This is a genomic window from Pseudoxanthomonas taiwanensis (assembly GCF_010093135.1).
Taxonomy (GTDB): domain Bacteria; phylum Pseudomonadota; class Gammaproteobacteria; order Xanthomonadales; family Xanthomonadaceae; genus Pseudoxanthomonas; species Pseudoxanthomonas taiwanensis.
In genome coordinates, this window is sequence record NZ_PDWK01000068.1 from 1 (window position 1) to 15,943 (window position 15,943).

A 15,943-nucleotide genomic window follows, 5' to 3' on the forward strand; every position below is an offset into this window, starting at 1 on the left:
CGAAGTCGGCGAGCTTGGCGACCGTGAACAACGATTCCTGAGTGACGTCTGCACCGCGCATCCCACGCCCTCCACTATGGCTGAGGTCGATATCGCAAACAGAGGGCTTGAAAGCAAGCTCTGGCGCAGGAGAATTTCAACAAGCTGCTAGGCGGGAAGTGGTGCCGCTTGTCCGGTTCGAACGGACGACCTACCGCTTACAAGGCGGTTGCTCTACCGGCTGAGCTAAAGCGGCGCAGGTCCGATTCTAGCGCAGCGCTTCAGCGTGCCGCGCGGCGGCCCGTGCAGGGCGCCAGCGCCAGCCCGGGCAGGAGCGCGCGCAGCGCGTCCGGCTGCGTGGTGCGCAGCTCCAGCCACCAGCGCGAGGGCGCGCGCGGCACCGGCCGCAGCTCGGCCGGGAAGCCCGCCGCCCGCAGCGACTGCACGCGGCGCTCGGCGGAATCGCGCTGGCGGTAGGAGCCCAGGGCGATGGCATTGGCGTCCTCGCCCTTGGACAGCACCATCAGGTCGTCGAAGCCGGCCTGGCGGATGCGCGCGGCCATGGCCTGGGCGACGGCGCGGTCGGGCGCCGGCGGGATCAGCACGCGGTACTGTGCGACCGGACCAGGCTCCTCCACCTGGCGGACCTGCGCCAGCTGCTCCAGGCCGGCGCGCGGCAGGCGCGCCAGCTCCTGTTCGGTCAGCGGGCCGGCGCGCAGGCACTGCGGCGCGGGCGGTTCGGCCGGACGCGCCTGCGCGGCCGGCGTGGCGGGCGCGTCGTCGCCCCCACCGGCGCCATCCGGCTCCGCCTCCCCCCCCGCCTGCGGCACGTCCGCGGACGCGGCCGCCGGCGCCAGCAGCTGCAGCGGCGCGCCGCCGGCGGTGGACACCGGCACGCGCGGCGGCGGCGGCGCGGGACGCGCGATCCACCACGCGGCCACGCCGAGGTTGAGGACGGCCAGGACGACGATCAGGGCGCGCGTGAGCATGGGAGGCCGATTCTAGTCAGCGCCGGCGACCTGCGCCCACAGCGCCAGGCCTTCCAGCACCAGCGCCGGCCGCAGCCGCGCCTGCGGCAGCCACGGCAACAGCTCCGGCGCCCCGCCTCCGTGCAGCAGCAGGACCGGCTCCCGGCCCAGGCGCTGCGCCGCCTCGCGCAGCGAGCGCTCGATCAGCGCCACCGCCGCGCCCATGCAGCCGGAGGCCAGGGCGTCGTCGGTGTCGTCGGCGAACTCGGCGTAGCGGCCGCCGGCGGCCGGCAGCTGTGCCGCCCGCGCGTGCAGCGCCTGCCGCATCAGGGTGGGCGAGGCGGCGATGCGGCCGCCGTGGTGCACGCCCCCGGCGTCCAGCAGGTCCACGGTCAGCGCGGTGCCCACGCCGGCCACCAGCGCGTCGCCGCCCAGCGCGCGCGCGCCCAGCAGCGCCAGGAAGCGGTCCACGCCCAGCCGCTCCGGTCGCGCGTAGGCCACGCGCACGCCGGCGCACTCGGCCCGGGTATGGGCCACGTGCACCTCGTCGAAGCGCTCGCGCAGGCGCGCCAGCAGCTGCTCGGTCAGCGCCGGCGCGGCCACGCTGGCCACCCAGGCGCGGCGCCCGCGCGGCAGCGGCCCCTGGCTGTCGTCACCGGCCACCAGCGCCTCGGCGCCGTGCGGCCAGGCCAGGATCGTGCCGATGCCGCCGTCGGCCTGCCACGGCGCGGCCTTGAAGCGCGAGTTGCCCAGGTCGAACAGCCAGTCGCTCATCGCGGCCTCACGCTCACTTCGCCCGCATGGAACACCCGCTCGCCCGCGCCGGTGAGCACGCGCAGGCCACCATCGGCGGCCACGCCCAGCGCCTGCCCCTCCACCACGCTGCCCTGCCCGCCCAGCACCCGCACCGGGCGGCCGGCCAGCGCGTCCAGGGCGGCGTAACGCGGCAGGAACGGGGCCAGGCCGGCGCGGTCGAACGCCTCCAGCGCCGGCAGCAGGTGGCCCAGCAGGGCCGCGGCGATGGCGGTGCGGGAAGGCGGCGTGCCCGGCAGGCGGGCCAGGTCGGTCCAGGGCTGGTCGATGCCTGCGGCCACGGCCTCCGGCAGGCGCACGTTGAGGCCCAGGCCGACGACCGCGTGCACCGGGCCGGCGTACTCGCCGCCGCCCTCCACCAGCAGGCCGCCCAGCTTGTGCCCGTCCACCACCAGGTCGTTGGGCCACTTCAGGCCCACGTCCGCGTAGCCCAGCGCGCGCAGGGCCTCGGCCGCGGCGATGCCGGCCACCAGGCTCAGCCCGGCCAGCCGCGCCAGCCCGCCTTCGAAGCCGCGCCGCACCGACAGGCACACCTGCGCCCCCAGCGGCGAGGCCCAGGCCCGGCCCAGACGGCCGCGCCCGGCGGTCTGGCGCTCGGCCAGCAGCACCACCGTGCCCGGCGCCGGGCCGCGGCGCAGCAGCTCGCTGTTGGTCGAATCCACGGTCCAGGCCACCTCCAGCGCGGTGGCCGCGGCCAGCCCCGGCGGCAGGGCCGCGCGCAGGGCCGCCTCGTCCAGCAGGTCCACGGGGGCGGCCAGGGCATAGCCCAGCCCGGCCCGGGCATGGACTTCCACGCCGGCCGCGCGCAGGGCCTGGATGCGCTTCCAGATCGCGGCCCGGGTGACGCCGGCCTCGCGGGCCAGGACATCGCCTGACACGCCCTCGGCCAGCCGGCGCAGCAGTTGGCGGTCGTCCATGTCCCTCCCCTTCACCTCGGGCGCAATCATGAACGGGCGATTATCGCCCGGCCCGGTCCCGGCGGCCCAGCCCGGGCTGCGGTATATTCGGGAACTCGCCCGGCCGACGGACCCGACCCATGCGCCGACTGTTCCCCCTGCTGCTGCTGGCCCTGCCGACCCTGTGCTGGTCCGCCCCGCAGTCCGAAGAGGACGGGGCGGCCAAGCGTGGCGCGTGCGTCTACGCACGCCCGATGGGCGAAGGCGGCAACGCACCGCAGACGCGCCCGCCGGTGCCGCCGGCCGCGAGCAGCACCGGGCGCGCCACTCCCGGCAGCGGTGGCGGCGGCGACGAGGCCATGCCGCGCGGCCGCGCCTCCAACAAGTGGCACAGTTTCCTGCCGGGCATGTTCCGTTGACCGCGGGGTGATCGGGCGGCTGCTGCGCCGACTGCGCCCGCGCGCGGAGGCGATCGACACGCGGATCTGGGAGGCGGCCTGCGCCGCGGTGCCGTGGGCCGCGGCGCTGGACCAGGCGCGCCGGGCGCGCCTGCACGGGCTGGCCACCCGCTTCCTGCGCGAGAAGACCATCACCCCGCTGGACGGCCTGGAGCTGAACGAGGTGCAGCGCGTGCAACTGGCCGCGCTGTGCTGCCTGCCGCTGCTGGAGTACGGCCCGGCCGGTCTGCGCGGCTGGTCGCAGCTGCTGGTCTACCCGGAGGCGTTCCGGGTGCGCCGCAGTCACGTGGACGCGGCCGGCGTGCTGCACGAGTGGGACGACGAGCTGGCCGGCGAGGCCTGGGAACAGGGGCCCCTGGTCCTGTCCTGGGCCGACGTGCAGGCCGACCTGGCCGAGCCGGACACCGGCTACTGCGTGGCCGTGCACGAGATGGCGCACAAGCTGGACGTGCTGGACGGTGTACTGGACGGCACCCCGCTGCTGCCGGTGGCCTGGCAGCGGCAGTGGGCGCGCGACTTCCAGTGCGCCTATGACGCGTTCTGCGCGCAGGTGGACGCCGGCGCGGACACCGCCATCGACCCGTACGCCGCCGAGGCGCCCGAGGAGTTCTTCGCGGTGGTCAGCGAGTACCACTTCTCCGCCCCGGACGTGCTGGCCGAGGCCATGCCGGAGGTGGCCGCGCATCTGTGCCGCTTCTACGGCCAGATCCGCCTGTAGCCCGGCTCAGAAGCCCTGCGGCAGGACCACGCGGAAGCGGGCGCCGCCCAGCTCCTCGGAACGGTCCACGTCCAGCTCGCCGCGGTAATCGCGCACCAGGTCATGGACGATGGACAGCCCGATGCCGTGGCCCTGCACGCGCTCGTCGCCGCGCACGCCGCGCTGCAGCACCTTGCCCACGTCCTCCGGGGCGATGCCCGGGCCGTCGTCCTCGACCATCAACAACAGGCCGGCGCGGCGGTTGGCGGTGGCCGGCACCTGGCGGGCGGTCAGCAGCACCCGCCGCCGCGCCCACTTGAAGGCGTTCTCCAGCAGGTTGCCGAGCAGCTCCTGCAGGTCGCCGGGCTCGCCGTAGAACTGCACGCCCGGCTCCAGCTCGAACTCGCACAGCACGCCCTTGGCCGCGTACACCTTCTCCAGGCCGCGCACGATCTCCTCGGCGGTGGGCTCCACCGGCACCGGCGCGGAGAACAGCTTGTGGCCGCCGGAGGCGGCGCGGGCCAGCTGGTAGGAGACCAGGTCGTTCATGCGCCGCAGCTGCGCGTCCAGCTCTTCGCGCAGGGTGGCCTCGCCCACCCCGGCGTCCAGCTGGGTGCGCAGCACCGCCAGCGGCGTCTTCAGGCTGTGCGCCAGGTCAGCCAGGGTGTTGCGCTGCCGCTCCAGGTTCTGCCGCCCGCTCTCGATCAGGGCGTTGATGCTGTCGGTCAGCGGCGCCAGCTCGCGCGGGTGCAGGTCGCTCATGCGCTGCAGCTGGCCGCGCTGCACCCGGATCAGCGCGGCGATCACGCGCTTGAGCGGGCGCAGGCTCCACTGCAGGATCACCGCCTGCAGCAGCAGCAGGATCACGCCGGCGCCGCCCAGGTAGATCCAAAGCGCGCCACGGAACACGCGCACCTGGGCATCCAGGGTCTGCGTGTCCTCCATCACGTAGATGGTGTACGGGAACTCGGCGTCGGGGCCGCGCTCGCCCCAGACCAGGCCGATGCCGTAGCGGTAGACCTCGCCCTGGCTGCCGTCGATCTGGGTCATCGGCAGCGGGCCCTCGAAGCGCTCCTCGCGCGGCTCCAGCATGCCGGGCACTTCCGGCAGCAGCGGGCCTTCGGCCGAGAGCGAGGCCCAGTGCCCGTTGGGCAGCACGACCTCGGCGTAGAGGCCGCTGCCGGGGCGGTGGAAGCGCGGGTCCGGGCCCAGCTCGGGGGTGTACAGCGAACCGTCGCGGCCGAAGTCGATGTTGTCCGCGTACGCCATGGCGTAGCTCTTCAGCCGCTGGCGCAGGTTGTTCTCCGCGGTCTCGGCGAAGGCCCGGTCCAGCGCATAGCCGGCCAGCATCAGGAACGCCAGCAGGCCCAGGCTGGCGGCGGTCAGCTGCCGCGCCTTCAGCGAGCGCGGCCGCCAGGGCCGGAACCCGGTCTTGCCGTTCACCCGAGCACAGGCTCCCGGATCAGCCTTCGTTGCGCGGGATGGCGAAGCGGTAGCCGCGGCCGCGCACGGTCTCGATCGGCTTCAGCTCGCCATCCGGGTCCAGCTTCTTGCGCAGGCGGCCGATGAAGACCTCCAGCACGTTGGAGTCGCGGTCGAAGTCCTGCTGGTAGATGTGCTCGGTCAGGTCGGCCTTCGAGACCAGCTCGCCGGCGTGCATCATCAGGTACTCGAGCACCTTGTACTCGTAGCTGGTCAGGTCCACGTTCTGGCCGTTGACGCTGACCGTCTGCGCGGCCAGGTCCAGCGCCACCGGGCCACACTCCAGCACCGGCTTGGACCAGCCAGCGGCGCGCCGCACCAGGGCGTTGAGGCGGGCCAGCAGCTCCTCGACGTGGAACGGCTTGACCAGATAGTCGTCGGCGCCCTGCCTCAGGCCCTCGACCTTGTCCTGCCAGCTGGAGCGGGCGGTGAGGATCAGCACCGGGAAGGTCTTGCCCTCGTCGCGCAGCGCCTTGATCAGCTCCATGCCCGACATCTTGGGCAGGCCCAGGTCGATGATGGCCACGTCGAACGGCACCTCGCGGCCCATGTACAGGCCTTCCTCACCGTCCTGCGCGGCGTCGACCGCGAAACCCTCGCGCTTGAGCCGCGCCGCCAGCGTCTCCCGCAGCGGCGCCTCGTCTTCGACCAGAAGGATACGCATGCACTCTCCCTGAGTTGCGGTAACGGGTGGCGCCCGGGGGGCGCATCCCATCGTCTATGGATCGTCGTTATCGTCGCGTCGCGGGCCCCCGCGGGCGCGGCGTTCGCCGCCCGGACCCGGATTGTCCATGTACCGTACCCGGCCGCGGTGGTCCATGTACTTGACCCGGGTGATGCTGCGGCCTTCGAACGGCACCTGCTCGGCGCCGAGGATCTGGCCGCCGGTGGAGCGCTGCACCCAGCGCACCGCCTCGGAGATCGACAACTGGCGCGCGGCCGGGGTTTCCCCCGCCGGGCGGGACGCGGCCGGGCGCTCTGGACGCGGCGCCTGCGCGCGGTTGAGCCCCGGCGCGGCCGATGGTGCCCCGGCCTGGCCGGCGGCCTGCGGCGCGGCCACTCCCGCGGGCAGCAGGAGCATCGTCAGCAGCAGACAGTAGGTGCGGCGGATCGGGCGGGACATCGACGGCATCCTAGCGGATTGGCGGTGCCGGTTCGCGTCCCGACCGGACGGCAGGGCATGGAACCAGCGGCTGAGGACGATGGTCGTGAGAAGGCGGTGAATCCGGTCTGAACTTATCCACTTGCTGCCACGGGACCGGCCTCGGTGGCCTGCAGCGCTTGCTCCACCAGGGCCCAGCCGGCGCCGGCCCGGTGCGCGCCCTCGCTGAGGATCTGGCGGAAGGCGCGTCCGCCCGGACGGCCGTGGAACAGGCCCAGCACGTGGCGGACGATGTGCTTGAGCGCCACCCCGCGCGCCAGCTGCGCCTCCACGTAGGGGCGCAGCGCGCGCAGCAGCTCGCCGCGCCCGCGCAGGGTGCCGCCGTACAGGGCCACGTCCAGGCGGTGCAGCAGGTACGGGTCGTGGTAGGCGGCCCGGCCCAGCATCACACCGTCGGTGTGCTGCAGTTGGGCCTGCGCCTGCTCCAGTGAGGCGATGCCGCCGTTGACCGTCACCTGCAGGTCCGGGCGCTCGCGCTTGAGCCGCCAGGCCCACTCGTAGCGCAGCGGCGGCACCTCGCGGTTCTCCTTGGGCGACAGGCCCTGCAGCCAGGCGTTGCGGGCGTGGACCACGAAGGTCCGGCAGCCGGCCGCGGCCACCGTGTCGATGAAGGCGCGGAAGCGGTCGTAGTCGTGCTCGTCGTCCACGCCCAGCCGGCACTTCACCGTCACCGGCACGTCCGCCGCCGCGGCCATGGCCGCCACGCAGTCGGCCACCAGCGCAGGCTCCTTCATCAGGCAGGCGCCGAAGCGGCCGGCCTGGACCCGGTCCGAGGGGCAGCCGCAGTTGAGGTTGATCTCGTCATAGCCCCAGTCGGCGCCGATGCGCGCGGCCTGGGCCAGCACCTGCGGCTCGCTGCCGCCCAGCTGCAGGGCCACCGGATGCTCCACCGGGTCGAAGCCCAGCAGGCGCGCGCGGTCGCCCAGCACCACCGCGTTGGCGTGCACCATCTCGGTGTACAGCCGCGCGTGCGGCGCCAGCACCCGGTGGAACACCCGGCAGTGGGTGTCGGTCCAGTCCATCATCGGGGCGACGGCCAGGCGCAGCGAGGCTTGGTAGGCGCTGGAAACGGGGGTCATGGCGGATCTTTCAAGCGGGAGGCGATTGTCCCCCGAGCCCGCGCCGCTTGCCTAACCGGGCGCCAACTGGGAAGCTGCGGCACGGGCGGCGGGCCACGGTGGCCTGCCCCGGGGAAGGAGCCGACCCGATGGACGCACAGACCGCCACCGCCTCCCGACGCGCCCCGTCCCGGGGGCAGAGAGTAGTGCTGCTGGCCCTGGTGGCCGGGGCCGCCACGGCACTGGCGCTGCTGGGTCACCGCGGTGTGGCGGCGCTGGCACCGGCCACCCGGCTGGACGGCCTGGACAACGTGTTCCTGGCCGCGCTGCTCCTGGGCCTGGCGGTGCTGGACGGCATGGGACGGCTGTTGCCGGAGGGCGGCGCCCCCGGCGCGCGCCGCCTGCGCCGGGCACTGTGGCTGGCCTTCGCGGCCGCCGTCCTGGCGTTCGGCGCCGATGCGCTGGGCTGGATCCTGGCGGCCGAGCTGGTGTTCGACGCCCTTTGCGCGGTGCGCGCGATGCGCAGCGGCGGCCGGGACACGGACGGCGGAACGTCCTGAGCCGCGCTCAACGGCGATTGGTGCCACCGTCGGTGGCATTGCCCTGGCGCAATCCGCGCTGGCGCAGGGCACGCTGCAGGGCCGCGTCCGGCTGCAGCGGCCGGTCCCAGCGGCGGTAGCTGTCGGCCAGGGCCAGGCGCACCGCCTGGCGGGCCTGGCTGCCGGCCCGCAGGGCCGTGGCGACCTCCTCCCAGGTGGCGTCGCGGCCCGCGCGGGTGCGGGCACGCACCACCTCGCGACAACCCAGCTCCAGCGCGCGCGCCAGGAAGCAGGCATACCAGGCGTCGCCGGCACGCCAGCCGGGCCGGCCGAGCAGCGCGCGCACGTAGTCGCGGCGGATGCCGGCGTAGCGCTCCAGTTCGGCGAGGAAGGCCTCCGGGTAGCGCGCCGCGTAGCGGTCGATGTCGGCCAGGCGCCCGTCCAGCCACGCATCGCCGGTTGCGTAGGCCGGGGCTTGGGCCTGCGCGGCCGCCTCTTGCGGCTGCGGCGCCGCGTGCAGCGCCGGCGTGGCCGCCAGCGCGCCCAGCCACAGACACATCGGCAGGAAAAGGCGGCGCATGCGGCGATTGTGCCGGAGGCCGGTGGCCGTGTCAGGCCGGCCGAAACACGGCGGCCGCCGCGTTGCCGCGACGGCCGCCATGTGCGTGGTGCTGCCGGCGCCGGCCGGGCGGCGCCTCAGCGCCCGTGGCCACGGCCATGCCGCTTGCCGGGATGGCGGTCCGGACCGCGGCAGCTGGCCCGGTGGTCGTGGTGGAGCGGCGGCGGCGGGGCATGGTGGTGCACCACCACCTTGCGCGGCGGCGGCGGGGCGTGATGGTGGTGATGGACCACCACCGGCCGCGGCACGTAGCGGTAGTACACAGGCCGGTGCCAGTGGTCGTACTCGACCACCACCGGATGGTAGTGGCCGCGCTCGTAGTAGTACGGGCGGCCGCTGCGGAAGATCAGCTCGGCCACGTCGACCAGGACGCGCACCTGCACGTCGGCAGCCTTGGCCGGCGCCGGCGCGAACGCGGCGCCCGCACCCAGGGCCACGGCCAGAAGCGCGGCGGGGATCCAGCGGGGCCTGGAATGAGTCGCGGTCATGGTGGTGCGCTCCACGGAAGTATCCGGTGCTGTGAACTTGCTTGGACCGTGGTGAACGGCGATTTAACCGCGCCGCCCGTAACCGTTTTCCGGCAGAAGCCGGTCAACTCCGCGTCAGGAAGCGGCGATGCGCTCCAGCGCCTGCGGCAGCTCGGCGGCGGTTGCCACGTGCAGCACGCGCGGGTGGGCCTCGGCCAGGCCGTGCTCGGCCTCGTGCGCCCAGGTGATCGCGTAGGGAATGTGCACGCCCCACCCGCCCAGCCGTACCACCGGCTCGATGTCCGAGCGCAGCGAGTTGCCGACCATGACGAAGTGCTCGGCGCCGATGCCGAACTCCGCCAGCACCCGCGCGTAGGTGCGCGGATCCTTCTCCGAGACGATCTCGATGCGCGGGAACAGGTCGGCCAGGCCGGAAGCGGCGATCTTGGCCTCCTGGTGGAACAGGTCGCCCTTGGTGATCAGCACCACCGGCCAGCGCGCGGCCACCGCCTCCACCGCCTCGCGGATGCCCTCCAGCAGCTCCACCGGATGGGCCAGGGTGTCGCGGCCGATCTCGATCACCTGGCGCAGGTCGTGGGCGCTGATGCGCCCGTCGGTCAGCTCGATCGCGGCCTCGAGCATGGACAGGGTCATGCCCTTGACGCCGTAGCCGAAGATCCTGAGGTTGCGCCGCTCCACCTCCAGCAGGTGGCGCAGGGTGTTGGCATCCTGCAGGTCGATGTAGCGGCCTACGATCTCCTCGTAGCGCTTCTCCGCGGCGCGGTAATAGTCCTCGCTGCGCCAGAGCGTGTCGTCGCCGTCGAAGCCGACCAGGCGGATGTCCTGCATGGGTGCGGTACCGGTGTGGACGCGGGCGCGCAGGATACCAGCACCTGCCGACCCGGCCATGGCCGGGTCGGCACACAGGTACGGGAGCGGACCGGTCCGCTCCCGCGAGACGGCCTACTCCTGGGCCGCGCCGCCCTGCTGCTTCTGCACGAAGGCGCGGTACTCCTCCGGCGTCAGCTGGCCGTCGCCGTCGCCGTCGGCCTCGTCGAACACGCTGGCCAGGCCCGGATGCCGCTGCGACTCCTGCTTGCTGATGTTGCCGTCGGCGTCGGTGTCCAGCGCGGCCCAGCTGGTGCCCTACTCCTGCGGCGCGGCCTGCGCCTGCGGTTCCGGGGCGGCCTGGCCCTGGGCGTCCTGCGCGAAGGCCAGCGGCGAGGCCAGGCCCAGGGCGACCAGCGCGGTGGCGATACGGTAGGTGGTGGTCATGTGCTGCTCCGTTGTGCGAATGGATGGGCGGCCCGCAGGCCGCGAACGGAACATGCAACGGCGCAGATGAATCGCGATTGCCACACGGTCGCCGCGTGCACGCGGGATTAACCACTTCCGGCACCGGCCACGTTAGGCCAGGCGTTAGGCGGCGGTGAACCGCCGGTAAGACGGCGGTTCAATGCGTGACCCGGTGCCGCTTTCAGTGCCCGCCGGAGGCGTGCCGTCCTGCCAGACCGCCGCTGAACCGCCACCAGCCCAGCACCACGCCGGCCAGCGCGCCGACGATCTCCAGCAGCACGCGCGTGCCCAGCGAATCGGCATCGTGGATGCCGGCCAGGGCCAGGCGCGCGTACAGCGGCGACTCCAGCCTGGAGATGCCCAGGTAGAACAGGTTCCAGGCGTCGATGCCGGCGCCGATGGCCACCGCGATGGCCGCGCCCCAGCCCACCGCGTGGCCGATGCGCAGCCCGGTGCGCCGGCACACCCAGGCCCAGCCCGCGTACACCAGCACACCGACCAGGAAGGCGATCATTCCGGCCTCGAGGGCGCCAAGCAGTCCGGTGTGCAGCGGCAGGTTCATGCGGTGCGGGGCTCGTGGAAGGGGCGCCACAGTCTAGCCGGCGCGCCCCCGTGCCGTGCCCTCAGCGCACCGGGAAGTCGTAGGCGGTGTCCGGGTCCGGCTCCGGATCGAGGGTGAAGTGCCACCATTCCATCGGGTAGTTGCGCAGGCCCTCGGCGGCCATGGCCGCCCGCAGGCGCTCGCGGTTGGCACGCTGCCCGGGGCTGGGGCGCGGGTCGTCGGTGTTGGCCAGGGTGTCGAAGAAGTCGAACGGGGTGCCCATGTCCAGCGGCGCGCAGGCCCCGTCCCGACACTCGGCCAGGGTCAGGTCCACGGTGGCGCCGCGGCTGTGCCCGGAGGTCTCGGCGATGTAGCCGTCCAGCAGCGCCGGCTTGGCGATGTTGGGATACCAGCGCGCCTTCTGCGCCGGATCGTCCGGGCCGTGCGCCCAGGCCACGAAGTGGCGCACCGCGTGCGCCGGGCGGTAGCAGTCGTACACCACCAGGCCCAGGCCCTGCTCCCGCAGCCGCGCCTGCACCCGCGCCACCGCCTCGGCGGCCGGACGCAGCAGGTAGCAGCGGTTGGCCTCGTAGCCGGGCACCGGCGCGCCGGTGAAGTTGTCGTGGCCCGCGTAGCGCATCTCCACCACGATGTCCGGGGCCAGCGCCTGCACGTCCACCATGCCGGCCTCGTCCGGGCCGGTCGCCGGCGACAGCCGCGGCGGCGCGGCCGCGGCCAGGCCGGTCCAGGCCAGGCACGCGGCCAGCAGCAGGGCGCGCCCGCCGTGCCTACGGACAGGCGCGGACGCGCACGAATGCCAGGTCGTCGTAGTCATAGCTGAAGTCCGCCTCCGGATCGACGTGCGACAGGGTAAGCGTAGCGTCCTTGCCGGTGCCGGCCGGCGGATGCAGCCAGGCCTCGGCGTCCACGCTGTCCTCGTCCCAGTCCACCAGCCACCGCTCGTCCACCCGCATCAGCCGGCCGCGCATCAGCGGCGAGCGCGCCGAGGCGAAGCCGACGCCGTCGGCACGCGGGCAGATGGCCACCTCGCCGAACCACGGGTCGCGCCACACGCCCAGCAGGGCGCGGGCCTCCTCGCGGCTGGCCGGACGGCGCGCGGAGGTGTCCGGCCGCGGCCGGGCCTGGCGGCGCGCCTGCCGTTCCTGGTCCAGCAGCGCGGCGTAGTGGGCCACGCCCAGGCCGCTGCCGGGCGCGGTGTAGCGCTTCTGCAGCGCCTGCCCGAGCGCGGTGCGCGCGGCCTCGGCCGGGCCGTTGACCAGGATGACGATGCCCACGCCCAGGTCCGGCAGCAGGATCACCGAGGAATACATGCCGTCCAGCGTGCCGGTGTGGGCCACCTTCCACTGCCCGTCCACGTCGGACAGGCGCCAGCCGTAGCCGTAGGCGTAGAAGTGGGTGTTGTCCCACCGGCACATGCGCTCGCTGATCGGCATGGGCATGTGCCCGGTCCATACCTCGCGGCGCTGCTGCGGCGACAGCCACGGGTGCCCCGGGTCCAGCCACATGCGCACCCACTTGAGCATGTCCTCCAGGCTGCAGCGTATGCCGCCGGCGGCCATCGAGGTGATGTCCGGCACCACCTCGCCGTCCTCCTCCACCGGCAGGTTGCGGCCGTCCACGCGGCGGTGCGGGCGGGCGACGGGACCGGCCTCGTCGATGCGCCAGCTGCCCACGCGGCAGCCGTCCATGCCCAGCGGGGCGAACAGCTCCTCGCGCACCAGCTGGTCGTAGGGCTTGCCGGCCGCGGCCGCGGCGACCTCGCCGGCGACCACGTACAGCAGGTTGTCGTAGGCGTAGCGCGAGCGGAAGCTGGTCACCGGCTTCAGGTGCGCCAGGCCGGCGATGATGTCGGCGCGGGTGAAGCCGTTGGGCTCGGGCCAGAGCATCAGGTCGCCCGCGCCCAGGCCCAGGCCGCTGTTGTGGATCAGCAGGTCGCGCACCTGCATGTGCCGCGTCACCCACGGATCGTGCATGCGGAACCGCGGCAGGTACTTCGTCACCGGGTCGTCCCAGCGCAGCCTGCCCTGGTCGACCAGGCGCGCCAGCACGCCGGCGGTCATGGCCTTGGTGTTGGAGGCGATCTTGAACAGCGTCTGCGCGGTCACCGGCTCGCCGCCGCCGGCGGCCAGCTCGCCGCGGGTGACCACGGCCACCACCTCGCCCTTCTCGACCACGCCCACGGCAATGCCGGGCAGGTCGTAACGGGCCACGGCCGCGTCGACCTCGCGCTCGACCACGGCCTGCACGGACTCCGCCGCCGACGCCGCGGCCGCGGCGGGGACGGAAAGAAAAGCGGCCGCCAGGGCGGCCGCGACAGGGAGGAAACGGGACATCCACCTGCTCCTGTGGTCCGGGATCTGCCGGCACGGGGCCGGCAGGTCCAGTTCCAGCTGCATCAGAAGTTCCAGGTCACGACCAGCTGGGTGTAGCGCGGCGACTGCCACCGGGTACCGGTGCCGAAGGTGTCGCGGCGCTGGCCCGGCTGGGCCTCGTAGCGGGCGCTGACGTTGATCACCTCCTGCTCGTTGAGCAGGTTGTAGACCGACAGGCGCGCCTTGAGGTCGATGCCCGGTACCGGCAGGGTCCAGGTCACGCTAGCGCCCAGGTTGTAGGTCCACGGCAGGCGGCCGAAGGCACCACGCGGCGACCACTCGTACACGCGCTCGTTGTACGGGCCCGAGCAGTTTGCCACGCACAGCCAAGCGGTGCCGCCACCGGAACCGGTGGAGGTGTAGCTGGCCACGGCCAGATTCTCGTCCGGCCAAGTCACGCCGAAGGCGGTGATCGGGCCGCCGGACATGGCGGTCAGCGTGCCGCCGAAGGTCCACATGTCGTTCAGCTTGTAGCTGCCGCGCAGCTTGACCTGGTGGCGGTGGTCGTTGAACAGGTAGCCGTAGCGCTCGTTGTTGGCCGGATGGTCCCAGTGCTGGGTCATGCCGGTGTCGCCGTAGTTCGTGTCGGAGTTGACCGGGCCCTCGAAGTTGCCCTCCGACTTCGACCACAGGTACGAGGCGTTGAACGCCCACTTGTCATCCCAGGCGCGGTCGATCTGGAACTCGACCGCCTTGTAGGTGCGCTTGGGCTTGTGGTAGCCGATGATCCGGTTGCTGCCGGCGGTGATGTAGCCCTCCTTGGAGGTGTCGATCGTCACCCAGCCGTCCTGGGCGCAGCCCATGTCCGTGGTGCCCCACAGGGTCAGCTTCTCGCCCGGGTTGGCGATCGGCCACAGGTTGCCGTGACGCACGCCGCACAGCGCGTTGATGCGCATGTCGCCGATGTCCTTGTCCATGCGGCGGTAGGTGGCGTTGACGCCCCAGGACCAGGCCTGGTTGATCATCTGCTGGAAGCCGAGGATGGCCTCGTCCTGGTACACCGCATCCAGGTCGCGGTCCACGCTCTGGCGGGTGTCGGCCGCGGACACGTTCATCGAGGTGTCCACCGGGCCGATCTGCTGGCCCAGCACCGGCGCCATGTACGAGGAGCCGGTCACCGGGTTGGTGGCCGGGGTCCAGCCGTCCAGCGCCCAGTAGGTGTACTCGTCGGTCAGGCCGCCGGCGAAGTTGTAGTTGATGATGCTCGGGATCGGCAGGTAGTAGCGGCCCAGGTTGCCGAACAGCTTCATGGTACCGTCACCCTGCATGTCCCACGAGAAGCCGAAGCGCGGGGCCACCAGGTTGTCCTGCTTGATGAACGTCTTGCCGGTGGCGTCCATGTTCTCGAACGTGTCCACGCGCACGCCGAGGTTCAGCAGCAGGGTCGGGGTGATGCTCCACACGTCCTCGATGTAGAACGCGTTGGCGCTGGTGTCGAACTCGCCACCGTCGAAGCGGCGGCGGCCGGTGATCACGGCGGTGACGCCGTCCGGCACGCGGGCGCCGTTGCTCAGCAGGTCGCCCGGGTTCTGCGCGGTCACGGTGTAGCGCATGCCGTCGCCCGGGTACTTGGTGAAGCGCTCGGTGGTCATCTCCTCGCGGTCGAAGCCGAAGCGCAGCAGGTGGTCGCCAAGCGCCCACTCGAAGTCCAGGCGGCCCACCCTGCGCTCGTCGTGGTGGTCGACCACGGAGCTGGAGGTGCTCGGATGGCACGACACCGGCGGGCGCCCCATCGCCGTGTACACCGGGTTGTAGGTGGTGTTGATGACCACCTGCGAGCAGAGCAGGTCCGCCGGCGAGTAGGACAGGCTCTTGCTGCGGTTGATGCCCCACATCGCCTTGGCGGTGAAGTTCTCGCCGATGTGGGCGGTGTAGGTGATCGAACCGTTCTTGCCGCCGCCCTCGCTGGTGGTCTCGCCGACGTAGTCGCCGCGCTCGCGGTTGGCGAAATCGTACTCGTAGGTGTTGGTGACGGTCTCGCCCTCGTCGGAGAAAGCAAGCAGCTCCAGCAGGTGGTCGTCGGTGATCTGCCAGTCGAGCTTGGCGCCCCAGAAGCCGTTGCCGGCATCGGCGTAGGTCATGCGGTTGCCGAGCGAGTTCGTGTTGCGCGAGTCGGCGTCGCGGTACTCGTACATCGCGAACAGGAACAGCTTGTCCTTGACCAGCGGGCCGGACGCCCAGACGTTGGTCTTGGTGAAGCTCTCGCGGTCGTGGCTGCCCATCACGTTCGGGCTGCCGTCCGCGTAGTAGCGGTCACGCGGCGCCTCGCGCCAGGCGGAAGGCTCGAAGGTGACCTCGACGCCGCCCTCGAACTCGTTGGAGCCGCGGCGGGTCACCGCGTTGATCACGCCGCCGGTGCTGCGGCCGAACTCCACGGAGTAGCCGCCGGTCTTGACCTGGAACTCCTGGAAGAACGCGAACGGCGCGGTGGAGAAGCTGTGGCGGCGGTAGCAGCCTGTTGAAATTCGACCCGGCGAAGCCCCCGACTCGGTCGGCAGCGCGGATTTCTCGCTGCTCAGGCGCTTCGCAAGCGCGTCCCGCGCTCTGAATAAGCCCGATTTCGGGCTTCCGGGCG

General features: G+C 72.7%; 17 protein-coding genes, 1 tRNA gene and 1 pseudogene. 3 read left to right on the plus strand and 16 right to left on the minus strand.

Annotated elements, in window-relative coordinates:
* Nucleotides 1–159: 159 nt before the first annotated feature.
* From CR938_RS11770 to birA, 4 genes are all read right to left on the minus strand, one after another.
* Nucleotides 160–235, minus strand: a tRNA-Thr gene (locus CR938_RS11770).
* A gap of 25 nt (nt 236–260) precedes the next feature.
* Nucleotides 261–968: an SPOR domain-containing protein gene (locus tag CR938_RS11775; protein WP_162125198.1), complete on the minus strand. Its 708-nt coding sequence runs from the start codon at nt 966–968 to the stop codon at nt 261–263.
* 12 nt (nt 969–980) lie between these two features.
* Entirely contained in the window at nt 981–1,721 is a 741-nt protein-coding gene (locus CR938_RS11780) for a type III pantothenate kinase (protein ID WP_162125199.1), read from the minus strand.
* Complete coding sequence (gene birA, locus CR938_RS11785) at nt 1,718–2,677, minus strand: bifunctional biotin--[acetyl-CoA-carboxylase] ligase/biotin operon repressor BirA (protein WP_162125200.1); 960 nt, start codon at nt 2,675–2,677, stop codon at nt 1,718–1,720. Before birA ends, CR938_RS11780 begins: the two co-directional genes overlap by 4 nt.
* Nucleotides 2,678–2,796: 119 nt before the next feature.
* On the opposite strand from birA, the gene CR938_RS11790 reads away from it, so the two are divergent.
* Nucleotides 2,797–3,075 (plus strand): hypothetical protein, encoded by a 279-nt coding sequence (locus CR938_RS11790; RefSeq protein WP_162125201.1) that lies wholly within the window; start codon nt 2,797–2,799, stop codon nt 3,073–3,075.
* Between the two features lie 7 nt (nt 3,076–3,082).
* The gene (locus CR938_RS11795; protein WP_246191077.1) at nt 3,083–3,832 is read left to right on the plus strand and encodes a M90 family metallopeptidase; all 750 of its coding nucleotides are present in this window, start codon (nt 3,083–3,085) and stop codon (nt 3,830–3,832) included.
* Nucleotides 3,833–3,838: 6 nt separating this feature from the next.
* Here the strand turns inward: CR938_RS11795 and CR938_RS11800 are convergent, their stop codons facing one another.
* The 4 genes from CR938_RS11800 to dusA form a co-directional block, all read right to left on the minus strand.
* Nucleotides 3,839–5,254, minus strand: a complete 1,416-nt coding sequence (locus CR938_RS11800) for an ATP-binding protein (protein ID WP_162125202.1) — start codon at nt 5,252–5,254, stop codon at nt 3,839–3,841.
* A 19-nt stretch (nt 5,255–5,273) separates the two neighbouring features.
* A complete protein-coding gene (locus CR938_RS11805) occupies nt 5,274–5,957 on the minus strand; it encodes a response regulator transcription factor (protein ID WP_162125203.1) in 684 nt (227 codons plus the stop codon).
* A gap of 54 nt (nt 5,958–6,011) precedes the next feature.
* Entirely contained in the window at nt 6,012–6,416 is a 405-nt protein-coding gene (locus CR938_RS14870; protein ID WP_343038585.1) for a hypothetical protein, read from the minus strand.
* Nucleotides 6,417–6,529: 113 nt separating this feature from the next.
* Nucleotides 6,530–7,534, minus strand: coding sequence for a tRNA dihydrouridine(20/20a) synthase DusA (dusA, locus tag CR938_RS11815; protein ID WP_162125204.1), 1,005 nt, complete (start codon nt 7,532–7,534; stop codon nt 6,530–6,532).
* Between the two features lie 128 nt (nt 7,535–7,662).
* On the opposite strand from dusA, the gene CR938_RS11820 reads away from it, so the two are divergent.
* Nucleotides 7,663–8,073, plus strand: coding sequence for a hypothetical protein (locus tag CR938_RS11820; protein ID WP_162125205.1), 411 nt, complete (start codon nt 7,663–7,665; stop codon nt 8,071–8,073).
* A 7-nt stretch (nt 8,074–8,080) separates the two neighbouring features.
* On the opposite strand, the gene CR938_RS11825 is transcribed toward CR938_RS11820, so the two are convergent.
* The 8 genes and pseudogenes from CR938_RS11825 to CR938_RS11860 all read right to left on the minus strand — a co-directional run.
* On the minus strand, nt 8,081–8,632 hold the full coding sequence (locus tag CR938_RS11825) for a hypothetical protein (protein ID WP_162125206.1): 552 nt from the start codon (nt 8,630–8,632) through the stop codon (nt 8,081–8,083).
* 116 nt (nt 8,633–8,748) lie between these two features.
* Nucleotides 8,749–9,174 carry a hypothetical protein gene (locus tag CR938_RS11830; protein ID WP_162125207.1) on the minus strand — a complete coding sequence of 142 codons (426 nt, stop codon included), beginning with the start codon at nt 9,172–9,174 and terminating at the stop codon, nt 8,749–8,751.
* 99 nt (nt 9,175–9,273) lie between these two features.
* Nucleotides 9,274–9,987, minus strand: coding sequence for an HAD family hydrolase (locus CR938_RS11835; RefSeq protein WP_162125208.1), 714 nt, complete (start codon nt 9,985–9,987; stop codon nt 9,274–9,276).
* 114 nt (nt 9,988–10,101) lie between these two features.
* Nucleotides 10,102–10,413, minus strand: a pseudogene (locus CR938_RS11840) (EF-hand domain-containing protein).
* 202 nt (nt 10,414–10,615) lie between these two features.
* Nucleotides 10,616–10,996: a hypothetical protein gene (locus CR938_RS11845; RefSeq protein ID WP_162125209.1), complete on the minus strand. Its 381-nt coding sequence runs from the start codon at nt 10,994–10,996 to the stop codon at nt 10,616–10,618.
* A gap of 61 nt (nt 10,997–11,057) precedes the next feature.
* Nucleotides 11,058–11,810 (minus strand): M15 family metallopeptidase, encoded by a 753-nt coding sequence (locus CR938_RS11850; RefSeq protein ID WP_162125210.1) that lies wholly within the window; start codon nt 11,808–11,810, stop codon nt 11,058–11,060.
* Nucleotides 11,764–13,329 (minus strand): serine hydrolase domain-containing protein, encoded by a 1,566-nt coding sequence (locus CR938_RS11855; RefSeq protein WP_162125211.1) that lies wholly within the window; start codon nt 13,327–13,329, stop codon nt 11,764–11,766. The genes CR938_RS11850 and CR938_RS11855 overlap by 47 nt, the downstream gene beginning before the upstream one ends.
* Before the next feature lie 62 nt (nt 13,330–13,391).
* Nucleotides 13,392–15,943 (minus strand): TonB-dependent receptor plug domain-containing protein (locus CR938_RS11860; RefSeq protein ID WP_211365226.1); only part of this gene is annotated, 2,552 nt, incomplete at its 5' end.